Below are 15,952 nucleotides of genomic sequence, written 5' to 3' on the forward strand. Positions count from 1 at the left end.
ACGGCCCCGCGTGACGCGGAGGTGACGTGACACGGAGGTGACACGGCCACCCGTCCGGGCAGGGGCTCCGCATGACAGCACAGCCCCCTCCGGCCTCACCCGCCCCCGGGAAGGGAATCCTCGTCGGCACGGCCTCCTGGACCGACCGGTCGCTGCTCGACTCGGGCTGGTATCCCCCCGGCGTCTCGACACCCGCCGAACGGCTGGCCTACTACGCGGCGCGTTTCCCCCTCGTGGAGGTGGACGCCACCTACTACCATCCCCCGGCGCGCAGGACCGTGGAGTCCTGGCGGGACCGCACGCCCCCGGGATTCGTCTTCAACATCAAGGCGTTCTCCCTCCTGACCGGACATCCCACCCGGGTGGCCTCCCTCTACAAGGACCTGCGGACGGCGCCCGGCGGCCCGGAGGGCACCGGCGCCGCCACCGTCTACGCCCGCGACCTGGACCCGGAGCTCGTCGAGGAGGTGTGGCGGCGCTTCCTCGACACGCTCACCCCGCTGCACGAGGCGGGCAAGCTGGGCGCCGTCCTGCTGCAGTTCCCGCCGTGGTTCACCGCCGGCGAGCGCAACCGGCGGCACGTCCTGGAGTGCGTGCGGCGCTGCGCCCCCTTCCGCGCGTGCGTGGAGTTCCGCAACCGCACCTGGATGGAGGAGGACGGCCGGGAACGCACACTCGGCTTCCTCGCCGAACACGGCATCCCCTACGTCAGCGTCGACATGCCGCAGGGACACACGTCCTCGATCCCCCCGGTCCTGGCCGCCACCTCCGACCTGGCCGTGGTCCGCTTCCACGGCCACTCGGAGAAGTGGGCCAGCAAGAAGATCGAGGAACGGTTCGCCTACCTCTACTCGGAGGCCGAGCTGGAGCACTGGGCGGCCAGGCTCCGCGCGTTCTCCCGCGAGGCGGAGACCGTGCACGTCCTCATGAACAACTGCTGCCGCGACAACGCCCAGCGCAACGCCGCCCGGATGGCGGAGCTCACCGGCGCGGGCGCCGGGACGGGGGTCAGCGGCCGGCCACGGCCTGCGATGTCTCGCTGAGCTTGTCGGTGAACCACGCGATGGTACGGCGCAGCCCTTCGCCGATCTCCACCTGCGGGCGCCAGCCCAGCCGGGAGGCGGCCAGGGAGGTGTCCGGGCGGCGGACGGCCGGGTCGTCGGCGGGCCGGTCGATGAACTCGATCGGCGAGGACGAGCCGGTCAGGTCGCGGATGGTCTCGGCGAGGGTGAGCATGGTCAGCTCCGCCGGGTTGCCGATGTTGACCGGGCCCGCGAAGTCGCTGCCGGCCAGGGCGAGGATGCCCTCCACCGTGTCGGTGACGTAGCAGATGGAGCGGGTCTGGCTCCCGTCGCCGGTCACGGTGATCGGCTCACCGGACAGCGCCTGGCGGATGAAGGTGGGGATGGCCCGGCCGTCGTGGGGGCGCATCCGCGGCCCGTAGGTGTTGAAGATCCGTACGATCGCCGTGTCGGTCCCGTGGGAGTTGCGGTAGGCGGTGGTCAGCGACTCGGCGAACCGTTTGGCCTCGTCGTAGACGCTGCGCGGGCCGACCGGGTTGACGTTGCCCCAGTACTCCTCCCGCTGCGGGTGCTCCAGCGGGTCGCCGTACACCTCGCTGGTGGAGGCGAGCACGAACCGGGCGCCCTTCTCCCGGGCCAGGCCGAGAGCGTGCAGCGTGCCGAGGCTGCCCACCTTGAGCGTCTCGATCGGGTGGCGCAGGTAGTCGACCGGAGACGCGGCGGAGGCGAAGTGGAGCACCAGGTCGACCTCGCCGGGCACGTGAACGAACCCGGTCAGGTCGCATTCGACGAGCCGGAACGAGGGCTCGCCCATCAGGTGGGCGACGTTGTCCGGCGAGCCGGTGAGGAAGTTGTCCATGCAGATCACCTCCGTCCCCCGCGCCACCAGCCGCTCACACAGGTAGGAGCCGAGGAATCCGGCTCCGCCGGTCACCACCGCACGCCGTGCGCTCATCGCACGTCCACCTCCATCAGGTTCAGGGCCGCGTCGAGGACTTCGGGAACGTCGATCCGGAGCAGCCCGGGGTCGGTCTCTCTTCCATGGGGGTCACCGGACCGTCCCGCCCACAGGACGCGGTGCGGCCCGCCGGGCGGCGGACCCCACAGGGCGGGCGAGACCGGCCCGAACAGCAGGACGGACGGCGTGCCGTACGCGCTCGCCAGGTGGGCCACGCCGGTGTCGCCGCAGACGAGCAGCCGGGCGGCCGCCAGCAGCGCTGCCAGCTCCCGCAGCCCGGTACGTCCGGCGAGCACGTTCTCCTCCGGCAGGCGGGCCAGACGCGCCACCCGCCGGGCGAGTTCCCGCTCGGCCGCGTTGCCGGTGACCACCACGTCGTGCCCGGCCGCGCGCAGTCCGGCGGCGACCCGGGCGAACCGCTCCGGGGGCCACCGCCTGGCCGGGTAGGCGGCGCCGGGATGGACCACCACCGGCCCCGTGCGCGCCGCCGCACGGTCCGGGCCGGTGAGGCACAGGTCGGCGGGGTCGGCCGGGACGCCGTACCAGCCGAGCAGGTCGCACCAGCGGCGCACCTCGTGGACGTCCGCCCGCCACGGCGGTCCGGGCACGCCGGGAAAGGCGGGGTGGGCGTGGGTCAGCAGCCGCCCCGGGCCGGTGCGCAGCAGCGCCTCGATGCTCTGCGGCCCGCTGCCGTGCAGGTTGACCGCGATGTCCGGGGCGTCGAAGGGGACCGGCCCCGGCCCGGAGACGTCGAGCAGTTCGTCGGCCGCGCCGATCGGCGGCAGCAGCTCCGCCAGCGCGGCCGGGGCGGCCAGGACGATCCGGTGCCCGGGCCAGGCCCGCCGCAGCGCCCGCAGCGCGGGCACCGCGGTGAGCAGGTCCCCCAGCGCGAGCCCGCGCAGCGCCAGCAGAACCGGGCGGCCGTCGTCCCGGCCCGGCCTCGCGGACGGGCCGGGGGCGGGACCGGCGGTGCTCACCGGGGCTCCGGGGCGGACGCGGGGCCGGTCACGGCCACGACGTCTCCGTCGAGGAGCACACGAGGAGCTCCCTGATCTCGCATCCCGCGGGCTGGCCGAGGGCGAAGACGATGGTGGCCGCCACGTCCTCCGGCTTGTTGAGCCGGGCGTCGGGACCCGGCTTGTACTGCTCGTCGCGGTCGTCGAAGAAGTGGGTGTGCATGCCCCCGGGGACCAGCAGCGTCACCCCCACCTGGCCGGCCAGCTCGGTGGCGAGCGCCCGGGTGAAGCCGACCACCCCGAACTTGGAGGCGCAGTAGGCGGTGGCGTCGCTCACCGCCCGCAGGCCGAGGGTGGAGGCGCAGGTCACGACCCGCCCCCGGGAGGCCGTCAGGTACGGCAGCGCCGCGCGGACCACCGAGACGGTGCCGAACAGGTTGACCTGCACCACCCGTTCCCACCGGTCGGCGGCGACGTCGGCCAGGCGCCCGCAGGCGTCGATGCCCGCGGCGGTGACGACGCCGTCCAGTCCCCCGGCCCGCCCGGCCAGCTCGGCGACGGCCCGTTCGGCCTGTTCCCGGTCGGACAGGTCGGCGAGCACGTGGTCCACCTCGAGGTCGGGAGCGTTGACGTCGACGACCAGCGGCCGCCCGCCCGCCTTGGCCACGGCCTCGGCGGTGGCCCGGCCCAGGCCGGACGCGCCACCGGTGATCAGGATGTTTCCGAGCATGGATCCCTCTTCCTCGTTCCTCACAGGGCCGCGCGGGCGGCGGCGATCAGGTTGGTGGTGGACTGGCCGGGGACCAGGGGGAGGATCACGATCTCCCCTCCGGCCCGGCGCACCGCCTCCGCCTCCGGCAGGCCGGCCTCCGCGTAGTCGCCGCCCTTGACCCACACGTCGGGCCGGAGCGTCTCGATGAGCGAGGTGGGGGTGCTCTCGCCGAAGACGACGACGGCGTCCACGCACTCCAGCGCGCGCAGCACCTCGACCCGGTCCTCCTCGCTGACGACGGGACGGCCCGGCCCCTTGAGGCCGCGGACGGAGTCGTCGGAGTTGACGCAGACGATCAGGGCGTCGCCCAGGGCGCGCGCCCGGCGCAGCAGGCTGACGTGGCCCGCGTGCAGCAGGTCGAAGCACCCGCCGGTGGCCACCAGCCGCCCGCCCGCGGCGCGGACGGCCTCGGCGAGCTCCAGGGGGGTGCGCGGGCGGTCGTCCAGCTCCGCCGCGAGGAACCGGTCACCCGGCGTCGCGGCGGGGAGCCGCCCGGCCGTGCCGGAGACCGAGAGCCGCCCGGAGACGGAGAGCCGCCCGGCCGTGCCGGAGACGGAGGGCCGGACCGCGGCCGCTCCCCCGTCCCGCACGAAGCGGGTCGCCGCGTCCACGGCCTCCCCGACGGCCTCCTCGGGCGAGGCGCCCGCCCGCAGGGCGAGCGCGGCGGCCCCGGCGAACCGGTCGCCCGCGCCGCAGGCGTCCGGACCGGTCACCGGGAACGGCGGCGGCACCCGCACGGACCGGCCGCCCCGGCGCGCCACCTCCGCGCCCCGGTCGCCGAGGGTCACCGCCACGGCCTCCACGTCCAGGTCCCGGACCAGCCGCCGGGCGGTCTGCTCGGGGGTGAGCGACGGGACCGCGCACAGCAGGCGGGCCTCCGCCTCGCTCGGCGTGACGAGCGCGCACCCGGGGATCGGGGCGCGGCCGCGCGGATGCGGATCCCAGATCACCGGGGCGGACGTCTCCGCCAGCGCGTCCCTCAGGACCTCCACGGTCCCGAGGCCGTAGTCGGACACCAGGACGGCGCCCGCCTCTCTGATCGCCGCGACGGCCCGCCGCGTCTCCCGGCCGTCGCCGGGCCGTCCTCCGCGCGGCCGCTCTGCGTCCCGGCGGTCCCCGTCCCACCGGGGCCCGGCCGGGGCCCGGCCGTCACCGGTGTCGAGCCGGAGCAGCGTCTGGCCGCGCGCCCGGATCCGGGTCTTGGTCACGGTCCCGCCGTCCAGCGGCAGCCGGACCATCTCCACCCGGCCGGACAGCAGCTCCCGCAGGCACAGCCCGGCCTCGTCGTCACCGGCGGCGGTGACCAGTACGACCTCGGCGCCCCCGCCGGCCGTGGCGGCCAGGAGGGCGGCCAGCCCCGCTCCGCCGGGGCGGCGGTGCTCACGGGCACGGCTCACGACGGGGACGGGCGCGTCGGGGCAGAGCCGCTCCGCCTCACCCTCGACATCCACGTCGAGCAGGGTGTCACCGACGACGACGAGCGGGCCGGGCCTCATCAGCACGTCCCCTCCAGCACGTTCCCGGCGGCGGCTCCGGCCACGGCTCCGGCGGCGTCCCCAGCGGCGTCCCCAGCGGTGTCCTCAGTCATGGCTCCAGCCATGGCTCCACCCATGACCCCAGCGGTGTCCTCGCGCGCCTCCTCCAGCGCGTCCCCGCACGCCTCCTCCAGCGCGGCGCAGAGCATGTGGATCACGGCGAGATGCACCTCCTGGACGGTCGCGGTGTTCCCGGCCGCGACCGGCAGGGCGTCGTCGCACAACTCGGCGAGCGGGTTGGGCGCCGGGCCGGTCAACGCCCAGGTCGTGACCCCGACCTCGCGGGCGGCCATCGCGGCGGCCAGGACGTTCGGGCTGGTCCCACTGGTGGACAGGCACAGCAGCACGTCCCCGGGGCGGCCGTGCGCCCGTACCTGGCGGGCGTACACCTCCTCGACCCCGTAGTCGTTGCCGATCGCGGTCACGGACGAGGTGTCGGCGTGCAGCGGGATCGCCGCGTACGGCCGGCGGTCGGCGCGGAACCGGCCGACCAGCTCGGCGGTCAGGTGCTGGGCCTCCGCGGCCGAACCACCGTTGCCGCAGGCCAGGAGCCTGCCGCCGCCGCTGAGGACGGCGGCGAGCTTGCGGCCCCATACGGAGATCGTCGGAGTGTCGGAGTCCACCGCGGCGAGCGCGGCGCTTAAGCGGGACAGGTGTGGATGCATGGTTCAGCCTCCTGCCGTGGCGGCGATCCGGTTCCGGTCGGGAGTCCGCTGACCGGCGATCACGTTGAGGTAGACGGCTTCGGTCCGCTCGGCGACGCGGGGCCAGCCGTACCGGGACCGGGCGCGGCGTTCACCGGCCCGCCCCATGGCCGCGCGCAGTTCCGGGCGGGACAGAAGGTCGCGCAGCGCCCGGGCGAGGGCGCGGGGCCGGCGGGGCGGGACCAGGGTCCCGCAGCCCGCGACGGTGTCGAGGTGGCCGCCGACGGCGGAGGCGACCACGGGAACCCCGCAGGCCATGGCCTCCAGCGGCACGATGCCGAACGGCTCGTACCAGGGGACGCTGACGACCACGTCGGCGGAGCGCATCAGGGCGGGCACGTCGGCCCGGGCGACGCTGCCGAGCAGCTTCACCCGGTCCGCGATGCCGTGCGCGGCGGCGAGGCCGGCCAGCCGCCGGGCCTCCTCGTCGTCCGGTGCGCCCCCGGCGATCAGCAGCTCGGTGTCGGGCAGGTGGCGCAGGGCCTCGACGAGGGTGCCGACGCCCTTGCGGGGGACCATGCGGCCGATGCTGAGGACGCGGTGCCGCCACCCGCGCGGGGCCACGGGACCGTCGGGACGGAAGCGGTCCAGGTCGACGCCGCACGGCACGACCGAGACATGCCCGCCGGGCACGCCCATCGCCAGCAGCTCGTTCACCTCGTCGGCGCAGGTGGCCACGATGCCCTGGGCCCGCCGCCCGATGTCCGCCTCCAGGGTGAGCCGCTCGGGCGGGCTGGTGTCGGCCGTCCCCTGCCAGCGGCGCTTGACCGTGCCCAGGGCGTGGAAGGTCTGCAGAACCGGCACCCCGAGATCCCGCGCGGCCTCCAGCGCGGCCAGGCCGCTCATCCAGAAGTGGGCGTGCACCACGTCGGGGCGCCACGCGGCCCAGCGCCGCTGCAGGTAGGCGGCGAAGGCGGGCATGTACGGCAGCAGCATGTCCTTGGAGACGGGCACGGGCGGCCCGGCCGGGACGTGCTCGACGGTCACCCCCGGGTGGAGCGGGACGGTGGCGGGCACGTCCCGGCGGTCGCGCCGGGTGTAGACGACGACCTCGTGCCCCCGGTCGGCCAGAGCCGCCGCCAGGGCGGCGACGTGGACGTTCTGCCCTCCCGCGTCGACTCCGCCGACCGCGGCCAGCGGGTTGGCGTGCTCGGATATCAGAGCGATCCTCATACAGCTGCCTCCTGCGACAGGGCCAGGCGGCGGACGGCCTCGACCACCCGCTCGCCCGGTACGGACGACAGACAGGGATGACCGGGGACCGGGCAGACCCTGGCCCGGGTGCCCCGGCAGGGAGCGTGCTGGTCGCCGAGGACCACACGGGCGACGCCGTACGGCGCCCAGCGGGCGGCCGGGACGACGGGCGCGAACAGGCTGACCACCGGGGTGCCGACCGCCGCGGCCAGGTGCGCGGGGCCGGTGTTGGCCACGACGGCCACGCTCGCCCCGTCCAGGACCGCGGCGAGCTCGGCCATGGTCGTCGCACCGCCCAGATCCACCACGGCCCCCGCAGCCCCCGGAACGCCCGGAGCCCCCGGAACGCCCCCGGTCACCGCGCCGGCGATGCGCTCGGTCAGTTCCTTCTCCCCGGGGGCGCCGGTCACCACGACCCGCAGTCCCTCCGCCGACAGTCTCCGCACCAGGTCGGTCCAGTTCTCGGCGGGCCAGGCCCGCGCGGGCGCGGAGACTCCGGGATGCACGACCACGTAGCCGGGCGGCCCGGTCAGGTGGCCGGCCTCGGGCAGCGGGCGGCGCACGGCGAGCCCGCCGCCGTCGCCGGGCGGCAGGTCGAACCCGGCCTCCCGGGCCAGGCCGAGCATGCGCTCGGCCTCGGGCACGTCCACGTCCTCGTCCACGACCCGGCGCAGGTCGAGCAGCGAGCCCGGGTAGTCGTTGCTGATCGCGGAGATCCTGGGCACGCCCGCGAGCCGGAGCAGCAGCGCCAGCGGGAGAGGCGACTGGTGGAAGGAGGTCAGGATGAGCGCCTCGTCCGGGGCGACGTCGCGGACGGCCCCGATCAGCCGCGCGGTGTGCTCTCCGGTGACCGGGGGCGGCTCGGGGTCGATCCACGGCGTGCGCCACTCGATCACGCGGGACACGCCGGGCAGCAGCTCACCCGCGGCCCGGCCGTGCGGGCCGGCCAGCAGGACGACCTCGCGCGCCCGCGCGGCGACCGCGCGGATCGCCGGACCGGCCAGCAGGACGTCCCCCGCGTTGTCGACGCGCGCCACCAGCACGGTGCCCGCGGACCCCGCCGCGGGCAACGGCGCGGGAGCGGTCACCGGCGGACCCGGATCTCGCCCCGGAGGCGGTGCGCACAGGCCACCGGCGGAATGAGCGCGCTGGTGACCGCCATCCGCCGGATCTCCTCCGTCGTGCGCGGGCCGGGGGCGATGCGCGCCCAGGCGAACTCGGCGGTGAGCAGTGCCCACACCGCGCCCGCCGCGGCGGCCGTGCCCCGGCGTCCCGCCAGTACCGCCCCGATCGCCAGCAGTCCCGCGCCGGTGGTGACGGCGTGGCGGCGCAGCCTCCCGGGCGCGCCGCCGAGCGCGGCCCGCCAGTCGGGGCCGTGGACGCGCCGCATCAGCGCGTCGTCGGCGTTGCCGCGCTGGAAGCGCACGCTGGACCAGAACCCGTCGTCGCGGACCGGGTGCCGGGTGACGCGCTCGCCCCGCACCAGCCGGTAGCCCGCGGCCCGCACGCGCAGCGCGAGGTCGGCGTCCTCCCGGTAGGCGCGGGGGAAACGCTCGTCGAACCCGCCGACCCGCTCCAGAGCGGCCCGCCGGTACGCCATGTCCGCGGTGATCCACTCCGCGGTGGCCAGCCCCGCGGTGTTGCGCTCGGCGTCGGTGGGCCTGCGGTCGAGCGGGAGCGGGACCTCGATGCGGCCTTGGCTCCCGCCCACCTCGGCGGGGAGGTTCTCCAGGTCGGCGCGGACCGCCTTGTCCCAGCCCGGCTCGGGGATCACGTCGTCGTCGAGGAACACCACCCACGGCGTCCCGGCCGCGCGCCATCCGACGTTCCTGGCGGCGGCGGGTCCCCGCCCTCCGGAGCGCAGGACCCGGACCCGGCCGCCCGCCGCGCGCAGCGCGCCCAGGACGTCCACGTCGCGCTCCACCGAGGCCGCCCCCGTCAGGAGCGGGCCGTCCACCGACGGCTCGGGCAGGGAATCGACGACGATCTCGTCCCGGCGGTCGTCGACCACGATGACCTCGGTCTTCGGGTCGATCGCGGCGAGGGTCGCGGCGAGGGTGGGGCGGCCGATCGTCGGGATGACCACGGTGATCATGATGCGAACACCCGCCCCCGCCGGATCAGGTACGGCCCGAGCACGAGCACGTCCACCGGTGCCGACCCGAAGCACTCCAGCGCGTCCCTGGGGTCGTCGACCATGGGCCGTCCGGCCGTGTTGAGGCTGGTGTTGACCACCACCGGAATCCCGGTCCTGGCCTCGAACTCCTCCAGCGTCCTGGCCATCAGCGGGTCGTCGGCGCGGTCCACGGTCTGGATCCTGGCGGTGCCGTCGACGTGCACGACGGCCGGGATGCGCTCGCGCCACTCCGGCCGCACGTCGTGGACGAAGAGCATGTAGGGGCTGGGGATGGGGCCGCGTTCGAAGATCTCCCCGGCGCGCTCGGCGAGCACCATCGGGGCGATCGGGCGGAACTGCTCACGGCCCTTGACGTCGTTGAGCCGCTCGGTGTTGGCGGCACGGCCGGGGTGGGCCAGCAGGGAACGGCGGCCGAGCGCGCGCGGGCCGTACTCGCTCCGTCCCTGGAACCAGGCGATGATCCGGTCGGCGGCCAGCTCGGCGGCGACCGCGGCGGCCAGATCGCGGGGGCGCTCGTACGGCACCCGCGCCACGTCCAGCCAGGCGGCCAGTTCCTCGTCGGTCCAGCCCCGGCCGAGGTCGGCGCCGGGCATCGGCGCGGCCGGCTCGCCGGCCGCCTGGGCCAGGTGGAGCGCCCCGCCGAGCGCGGTGCCGGAGTCCCCGGCTGCGGGCTGCACCCAGATCTCCTCGAACGGGCCCTCCGCCAGCAGCCGCGTGTTGGCGACGCAGTTGAGCGCCACTCCCCCGGCCATGGTCAGGTAGCGCTCGCCGGTGCGGTCGTGCAGCCAGCGGGCGAGGTCGAGCAGGACCTCCTCCAGCCGCTTCTGCACGCTGGCCGCGAGGTCGGCGTGGTCGGCCGACCAGTTCTCGCCCCTGGCCAGGGCCTTGGCGTACCCGCCCCAGTCGATCGGCTCGACGCGGAAACCGCCGTCGCCGGTGGCGTAGATCAGCTCGCGCAGTTCGCCCAGGAAGCGGGGCTCGCCGTAGGAGGCCAGCGCCATGACCTTGTACTCGTCGCTGGAGCGCAGGAAGCCCAGGTGCTCGGTGACCTCCTCGTACATCAGGCCGAGGGAGTGCGGCAGTTCCTGGGTGGCCAGGACGGTCAGCTCGCCGTCGAGGTAGCGCCCGGCCAGATGCGAGACCGCCTCTCCGCGGCCGTCGCAGACCAGGACCGCCGAGTTCCGGTACGGCGCCGCCAGCCCGGCCGAGGCCGCGTGCGCGACGTGGTGGGGCACGTATCGGACCTGGGCGGGGTCGAGTCCGGGAAGGACGGTCGAGAGGAAGGCGGGAGCCCGGTGGGCGTAGGTGGTGCGCAGGTCTTCCCAGCGCTCGTCGAGTCCCTTCTGGCCGGGCCGGACCAGCGCGGGATCGTAGGAGTAGGCGACGGCGTCGAGGTCCTCCGGGCGCAGGCCCGCCTGATCCAGGCACCAGGCGGCGGCCTGCTCGGGTAACTCCCAGGCGGAGAAGGGAACAGGGCGTTTTCCGTGCTTGCGACGGCTGAACCTTTCCTCTTCGGCGGCGGTCACCACTTTGCCGTCCATTACGAGTGCCGCCGCAGGGTCATGGAAGATCGCGTTTAACCCCAGAAAGTTCATGATTTCCTCTCCCGCTGATGCCCTACCACTACCGAGAGAAGCGCTTCTCAAACACTTCTCCCGGGTAGAAGTGCAGCTAGAAGCGCTGCAAGCTGCACGTTGTCACGGTAAGTAGTTTTTTGGGGATTAACCTTCGGTCGTCCGGGTAGCGGATTAGGTCGGTGACCAATCCCTCCGGAGGTGCTCGTGCCGCACGGGAATCGACCCGCCGCCGTGCTTTTTGACCGCGATGGGACGATCATTTACGACGTCCCTTACAACAATCGCCCAGAACTGGTCAAGCCGATCTCCGGAAGCCGTTCCGCCATTGATCGGATCCGCCGGGCCGGCGTGCCGGTCGGGGTGGTCACCAACCAGTCCGGCGTGGCCAGGGGCCTGATCGGCGCCGACGATCTGGAGCGGGTCAACGCCCGCGTCGAGGAGCTGCTCGGGCCGTTCGACGTGTGGGCGGTGTGCCCGCACGGCGAGGCGGACGGGTGCGCGTGCCGCAAACCCGCCCCCGGGCTGGTCCTGCGCGCGGCGGAGGCGCTCGGCGTGGATCCCCGCGACTGCGTGGTGATCGGCGACATCGGCAGGGACGTCGAGGCCGCCCGCGCGGCCGGGGCCCGGGGCATCCTGGTGCCGACCGAGGTGACGCTCCCCGAGGAGGTGGCCGCCGCCGAGGAGGTCGCCCCGGACCTCACCGCCGCGGTGGCCCTCGCCCTCGGCGAGAAGGCGGAGGTGGCGCGGTGAGGATCCTGGTCTGGCACGTGCACGGGTCCTGGATGACCTCGTTCGTCCACGGTGCCCATGACTATCTGGTGCCGGTGCTCCCCGGCCGGGGGCCCGACGGGCGCGGCCGGGCGCAGACCTACCCGTGGCCGCGGGCCGCCCGCGAGGTCCCCGCCGACCGGCTCCGCGACGAGGACGTGGACGTGGTCGTGCTGCAGCGCCCCGACGAGATCGAGCTGGCCGCCGAGTGGCTGGGCCGCCGCCCCGGCAAGGACGTGCCCGCCGTCTACGTCGAGCACAACACCCCCAAGGGGGACGTGCCCGCGACCCTGCATCCGCTGGCCGAGCGCGACGACATCCCCGTGGTCCACGTGACCCACTTCAACAGGCTGTTCTGGGACTGCGGCCGGGCCCCCGCCCGCGTGATCGAGCACGGCGTCGTCGACCCCGGCCCCCTCTACACCGGCGAGCTTCCCCGGGCGGGCGTCGTGGTCAACGAGCCGATCCGGCGCGAACGGGTGGCGGGCACCGATCTGCTGCCCGCGTTCGCCGAGGAGGCGCCGCTGGACGTGTTCGGCATGAAGGTCACCGGCCTGCCGGACCACCTCGGCGTCCCGCTGGGCGTCTTCGAGGACCTGCCGCAGGCGCGGATGCACGCCGAGCTGGCCAGGCGGCGCGTCTACCTGCACCCCTACCGGTGGACCTCGCTCGGCCTGTCCCTGATCGAGGCCATGATGATCGGCATGCCGGTGGTCGCGCTGGCGGCCACCGAGGCCGTGGAGGCGGTGCCCCCGGAGGCGGGTGTGGTCTCCACCCGTGTGTCCGTGCTCGCCGCCGCCCTGGACGCCTTCGTCGGCGAGCCGGAGCTGGCGCGGCAGGTCGGCAAAACCGCCCGCGCCGCCGCGCTCTCCCGTTACGGTCTGGACAGGTTCCTGGGCGACTGGGACCGTCTGCTCACCGAGGTCACCGAGGGCTGATCGGCAGGCTCCATGTGATTCCCGTGGTTGGAGGGGAAGGAGGAGCCGATGAATCGAAGAATCACTTTTATAGCAATAAGTGCTTTATTAGCCGGATTGACCGGATGTGCGTCCGCCGGGCACGGAGCCGCCGGCCAGGCGGCGGAGAGTTTCCACGGCGCGGTCGCGGGCGGCCAGGGCGAGCAGGCCTGTGCCCTGCTGACGCCCCGGGCCGCCGAGAGCCTTCGCAGCGGCGGCGAGGAGTGCGCCCAGGCCGTCCTCTCCCTGAACTTATCGGGCGGCGCGATCCGCCGGGCCGAGGTCTGGGGGGACGAGGCCCAGGTACGGCTGGAGCACGACACCGTCTTCCTGCACCGGTTCCCGCAGGGCTGGCTGGTCCGCGGGGCGGGTTGCCAGGCCCGCGGCGACCTGCCGTACGACTGTGAAGTGGAGGGCTGACATGCGCCTGATGTTCGTCACCACCCTCGTGATCATCGGTGTCGGCCTGGCGTACCTGCTCGTCATCGGCCTGCTCAACCGCTAGGGGGACGCCATGCGAAGCTTTCTCAAGGACAACGCCCTGAGCCTGTTCTTCCTGGTCCTGTTCCTGCTGGCGCTGGCCGGTCAGTCGGTGGCGGGCAACGCCGACTACAACGAGCGCCAGGTCGCCGAGGGCGGGGCCGCGCTCTCCTGGGCGGAGTACGTCACCTCCTCGGACTTCGCCGTGGACGTGGCGGAGAACTGGCAGTCGGAGTACCTGCAGTTCCTGCTGTTCATCATGGCCACGGTCTGGTGGGTGCAGCGCGGCTCACCCGAGTCGAAGGAGCCGGGCAAGGAGGGCACGGAGAGCGACTCCGACCAGCAGGTCGGCCGGCACTCCGAACCCGACAGCCCCGCCTGGGCCAAGACGACCGGGCTGCGCCTGAAGCTGTACAGCAACTCCCTGGGCATGACGATGGGACTGATCTTCCTGTTGTCGTGGCTGACCCAGTCCCTGGCGGGCCGGGCGGCCTACAACGCCGAGCAGCTCGCCCGGCTGCAAGACCCGCTGAGCTGGTGGGAGTACGTCGGCTCGGCCGACTTCTGGAACCGCACCCTGCAGAACTGGCAGTCGGAGTTCCTGGCGGTGCTGTCCATGGTCGTGCTCTCCGTCTACCTGCGCCAGCGGGGATCACCCGAGTCCAAGCCCGTCGGCGCGGCGCACAAGGCCACCGGCGTCGAGGGCTGAGGCCGCGCGGAGGGTCCCCACCGGGCGCCGCCTGCTCGCCGCCGTTCGCCGAGGGGGCGGTCGCCTCCCGGGAGGAGGCCGCGCCGGCCTCCTCCCGGGCAACCGGTTCAGCGGTACCGGAAGGGACGCGGTCCGGTGATGTCGTGCTCGTCGAGGTGGTCGATGAGGTCGCCGTCGTCCAGGCCGTTCTCCCTGACCAGCCGGGGGCCCATGTCGCGGACCTGGTCGGCCATGTCCTCCCGGCCGATCGCGTCGAACGCGGCCCGCAGCTTGGCAAGGCCGCGGCCCATCTCCACGCTGGCCACGTGCGACAGGGCCGCCGGGAGCGCCCGCTGCAGGCTCATGACCGCCACGTCGCGGTCCCGGTCCCCCAGCTGCGGCAGGATCTCGGCCAGGGTGGACAGCGCCACGGCGCAGGTCTGGTGCTGCCGGGAGGAGGTGCTGACCACCACCAGGTCGACGAGGGCCGCCACGATCCGCCGCTGCAGGGCGTCGTCGTAGACCACCGGCAGCGGCCCGCCGTACGCCGCGGCGTCGGGCACCCCGGCGGCGGCGCAGCGGGCCGACAGGTCGCGCAGCGCCCCGACCGAGGCGAGCGCCACATCGGGGTTCTGCCGGGTGGAGGTCGCCGCCCAGGCCACGTTGCCGAGTTGCTCGATGGCGTGGTCGGGATCGACGTCGGCGTTGCGGATCCGGTCGATCGTGACGCAGTCGAGCACGTTGTCGGCGACCGTACGGCGCTGCGCCTCGCTCCCGCCACGGATGCGGGCGACGGTGTCGCCGTAGGCGAGCAGGTCTCCGATCCGCACCTGGAAGGCGACCTCCACGGCGTCTCCGGTGGGCGCCAGCAGCTTCTCCAGGCGCGCGGTGCTGATGTCGATCACGTAGCCGGTCGCCCGGGTGGTCACCGGCGTCGCCTCGCCGTCGAGGCGGGACCGGACGCGGGAGCGCGCGAGCAGGGGGAGCTGGCGCAGCCGGGCCTCGAAGGCGAGGTCCTGGATCGAGCGCACCACGGAGGTGGGACGCATCTGGTCGATCATCACGTAGCCCATGAACACCAGCAGGACCAGCGCGACGGCGGCCAGGATCAGCGCGAGCAGCGCCGCGATCCCGGTCCACTCGGGCCGTGTGACGGCCATGACGAGGTAGGTGTAGGTGGCGCAGCCCGCGACGTAGCCGAAGTACGCCTGGTTGGCCCTGCGCCGCAGGAACTGGTCGAACACGACGGGGGCGACGGTGGTCGCGGTGTGCGAGATCGCCACCAGCAGCGCCGACAGGGTGAGCGTGGTCACCGTCACCAGGCCGGTCGCGATCACCCGCAGCATGTTGATCAGGTTGTCGTGCGGGAAGACGCGGAGGAAGAATCCGCGGATCTCACCGGACCAGGCCGTTGAGGACGAGTCGAGGAGAACGGCCCCGAGGGCGAGCGCGACGGAGCCGAGAACCATGAGCAGGGGCGTGAACAGGAACTCCGTCACCGACAGCCGCCACCGGACCCGGAGGTCCTGCCGGGTGGGGACATAGTGCTGTAATCGCGATATCTCTGACACCGCACCTCGTTGCCCTCCCCCTCCGCGGCTAAACGCCCCCCGCCGGTCCCGGGCCAGGCCCGCGGCACCGGCGCCCCCGCCGGAGACCGGCGGGAGCGCCGCGATGACACGGTTACTTGCTCTGGCAGCTCTTCTTGCGCACCTCGTACCAGACGATGCCCGGGGCCTGGAACCGGATCGCGAGGCACTGCTTCTTGCTGGCGGCTTCCCGGACCTTGTAGATGACCGAGGCCCCGCCCGCCGTGTAGGCGATCTTGCAGATCAGTTTGGCCTTGCCCTTGAGCTTGTCGCAGGCGCTCTTCATCGCCTCGATGGCGCCGGCGACGCCGGCGACGAGCCAGACGCCGTAGATCTGCTTGGTGAGCTTCTTGGAGAAGATGAGCCGGCACATGGCCTTCCACCACTCGCACTGCAGCTTGAGCGCGGGGTCGGCGACCACGGGGTAGGCGGCGCCCGCGTGCTCGACGGTCTGGACGAGCGTCATGCCCTCCACCCGGTAGGAGGTCGGCACCGCGTTGCCGTTGGCGTCCCTGGCCCACGGCAGGTCGATCTCGGCGAGGTAGAAGTCGTTGTTGTAGATCAGGACGGTGCCGTCGTCGTCCTCGACCTCCAGCATGGAGCCCTCGGGGGCGCT

14 protein-coding genes and 2 pseudogenes are annotated in these 15,952 nt (G+C 73.9%); 5 read left to right on the forward strand and 11 right to left on the reverse strand.

The features are described from left to right. Positions 1 to 71: 71 nt before the first annotated feature. A complete protein-coding gene (locus tag IEZ08_RS27440) occupies positions 72 to 1,043 on the forward strand; it encodes a DUF72 domain-containing protein (RefSeq protein WP_189243274.1) in 972 nt (323 codons plus the stop codon). On the opposite strand, the gene IEZ08_RS27445 is transcribed toward IEZ08_RS27440, so the two are convergent. The 9 genes and pseudogenes from IEZ08_RS27445 to IEZ08_RS27485 all read right to left on the reverse strand — a co-directional run bounded on the left by IEZ08_RS27445 (position 1,009) and on the right by IEZ08_RS27485 (position 10,873). Then, on the reverse strand, positions 1,009 to 1,977 hold the full coding sequence (locus tag IEZ08_RS27445; protein ID WP_189243275.1) for a UDP-glucuronic acid decarboxylase family protein: 969 nt from the start codon (positions 1,975 to 1,977) through the stop codon (positions 1,009 to 1,011). The genes IEZ08_RS27440 and IEZ08_RS27445 overlap by 35 nt on opposite strands. Further along, entirely contained in the window at positions 1,974 to 2,957 is a 984-nt protein-coding gene (locus IEZ08_RS27450; RefSeq protein ID WP_203863495.1) for a glycosyltransferase family 9 protein, read from the reverse strand. Before IEZ08_RS27450 ends, IEZ08_RS27445 begins: the two co-directional genes overlap by 4 nt. 28 nt (positions 2,958 to 2,985) lie before the next feature. Continuing rightward, entirely contained in the window at positions 2,986 to 3,666 is a 681-nt protein-coding gene (locus tag IEZ08_RS27455; protein WP_068923031.1) for an SDR family oxidoreductase, read from the reverse strand. Positions 3,667 to 3,686: 20 nt separating this feature from the next. Further along, positions 3,687 to 5,204, reverse strand: a complete 1,518-nt coding sequence (gene rfaE2 / locus IEZ08_RS27460) for a D-glycero-beta-D-manno-heptose 1-phosphate adenylyltransferase (protein WP_068928701.1) — start codon at positions 5,202 to 5,204, stop codon at positions 3,687 to 3,689. A gap of 164 nt (positions 5,205 to 5,368) precedes the next feature. After that, positions 5,369 to 5,908: pseudogene (locus tag IEZ08_RS27465) on the reverse strand (D-sedoheptulose-7-phosphate isomerase); the annotation flags it as partial. Between the two features lie 3 nt (positions 5,909 to 5,911). Then, the gene (locus IEZ08_RS27470; protein WP_068923030.1) at positions 5,912 to 7,120 is read right to left on the reverse strand and encodes a glycosyltransferase; all 1,209 of its coding nucleotides are present in this window, start codon (positions 7,118 to 7,120) and stop codon (positions 5,912 to 5,914) included. Then, positions 7,117 to 8,229 (reverse strand): glycosyltransferase family 9 protein, encoded by a 1,113-nt coding sequence (locus IEZ08_RS27475; RefSeq protein WP_229803547.1) that lies wholly within the window; start codon positions 8,227 to 8,229, stop codon positions 7,117 to 7,119. Before IEZ08_RS27475 ends, IEZ08_RS27470 begins: the two co-directional genes overlap by 4 nt. After that, on the reverse strand, positions 8,226 to 9,236 hold the full coding sequence (locus IEZ08_RS27480) for a glycosyltransferase family 2 protein (protein ID WP_189243276.1): 1,011 nt from the start codon (positions 9,234 to 9,236) through the stop codon (positions 8,226 to 8,228). The genes IEZ08_RS27475 and IEZ08_RS27480 overlap by 4 nt, the downstream gene beginning before the upstream one ends. Continuing rightward, the gene (locus IEZ08_RS27485; RefSeq protein ID WP_189243277.1) at positions 9,233 to 10,873 is read right to left on the reverse strand and encodes a carbamoyltransferase family protein; all 1,641 of its coding nucleotides are present in this window, start codon (positions 10,871 to 10,873) and stop codon (positions 9,233 to 9,235) included. Before IEZ08_RS27485 ends, IEZ08_RS27480 begins: the two co-directional genes overlap by 4 nt. Before the next feature lie 213 nt (positions 10,874 to 11,086). On the opposite strand from IEZ08_RS27485, the gene IEZ08_RS27490 reads away from it, so the two are divergent. The 4 genes from IEZ08_RS27490 (at position 11,087) to IEZ08_RS27505 (ending at position 13,768) form a co-directional block, all read left to right on the forward strand. After that, the gene (locus tag IEZ08_RS27490) at positions 11,087 to 11,605 is read left to right on the forward strand and encodes a D-glycero-alpha-D-manno-heptose-1,7-bisphosphate 7-phosphatase (protein ID WP_068923027.1); all 519 of its coding nucleotides are present in this window, start codon (positions 11,087 to 11,089) and stop codon (positions 11,603 to 11,605) included. Next, positions 11,602 to 12,561 (forward strand): glycosyltransferase, encoded by a 960-nt coding sequence (locus IEZ08_RS27495; RefSeq protein ID WP_229803548.1) that lies wholly within the window; start codon positions 11,602 to 11,604, stop codon positions 12,559 to 12,561. The genes IEZ08_RS27490 and IEZ08_RS27495 overlap by 4 nt, the downstream gene beginning before the upstream one ends. 96 nt (positions 12,562 to 12,657) lie before the next feature. Next, positions 12,658 to 12,999, forward strand: a complete 342-nt coding sequence (locus tag IEZ08_RS27500; protein WP_203863494.1) for a hypothetical protein — start codon at positions 12,658 to 12,660, stop codon at positions 12,997 to 12,999. A 94-nt stretch (positions 13,000 to 13,093) separates the two neighbouring features. Further along, positions 13,094 to 13,768: a DUF6766 family protein gene (locus IEZ08_RS27505; RefSeq protein WP_189243278.1), complete on the forward strand. Its 675-nt coding sequence runs from the start codon at positions 13,094 to 13,096 to the stop codon at positions 13,766 to 13,768. A 107-nt stretch (positions 13,769 to 13,875) separates the two neighbouring features. Here the strand turns inward: IEZ08_RS27505 and IEZ08_RS27510 are convergent, their stop codons facing one another. Both IEZ08_RS27510 and IEZ08_RS27515 read right to left on the reverse strand, forming a co-directional pair. Then, complete coding sequence (locus tag IEZ08_RS27510) at positions 13,876 to 15,246, reverse strand: DUF2254 family protein (protein ID WP_068923024.1); 1,371 nt, start codon at positions 15,244 to 15,246, stop codon at positions 13,876 to 13,878. 184 nt (positions 15,247 to 15,430) lie between these two features. Then, positions 15,431 to 15,952: pseudogene (locus IEZ08_RS27515) on the reverse strand (hypothetical protein); the annotation flags it as partial.

Source organism: Planobispora rosea, from assembly GCF_014648175.1.
In the GTDB taxonomy this organism is placed as follows: Bacteria; Actinomycetota; Actinomycetes; order Streptosporangiales; family Streptosporangiaceae; genus Planobispora; species Planobispora rosea.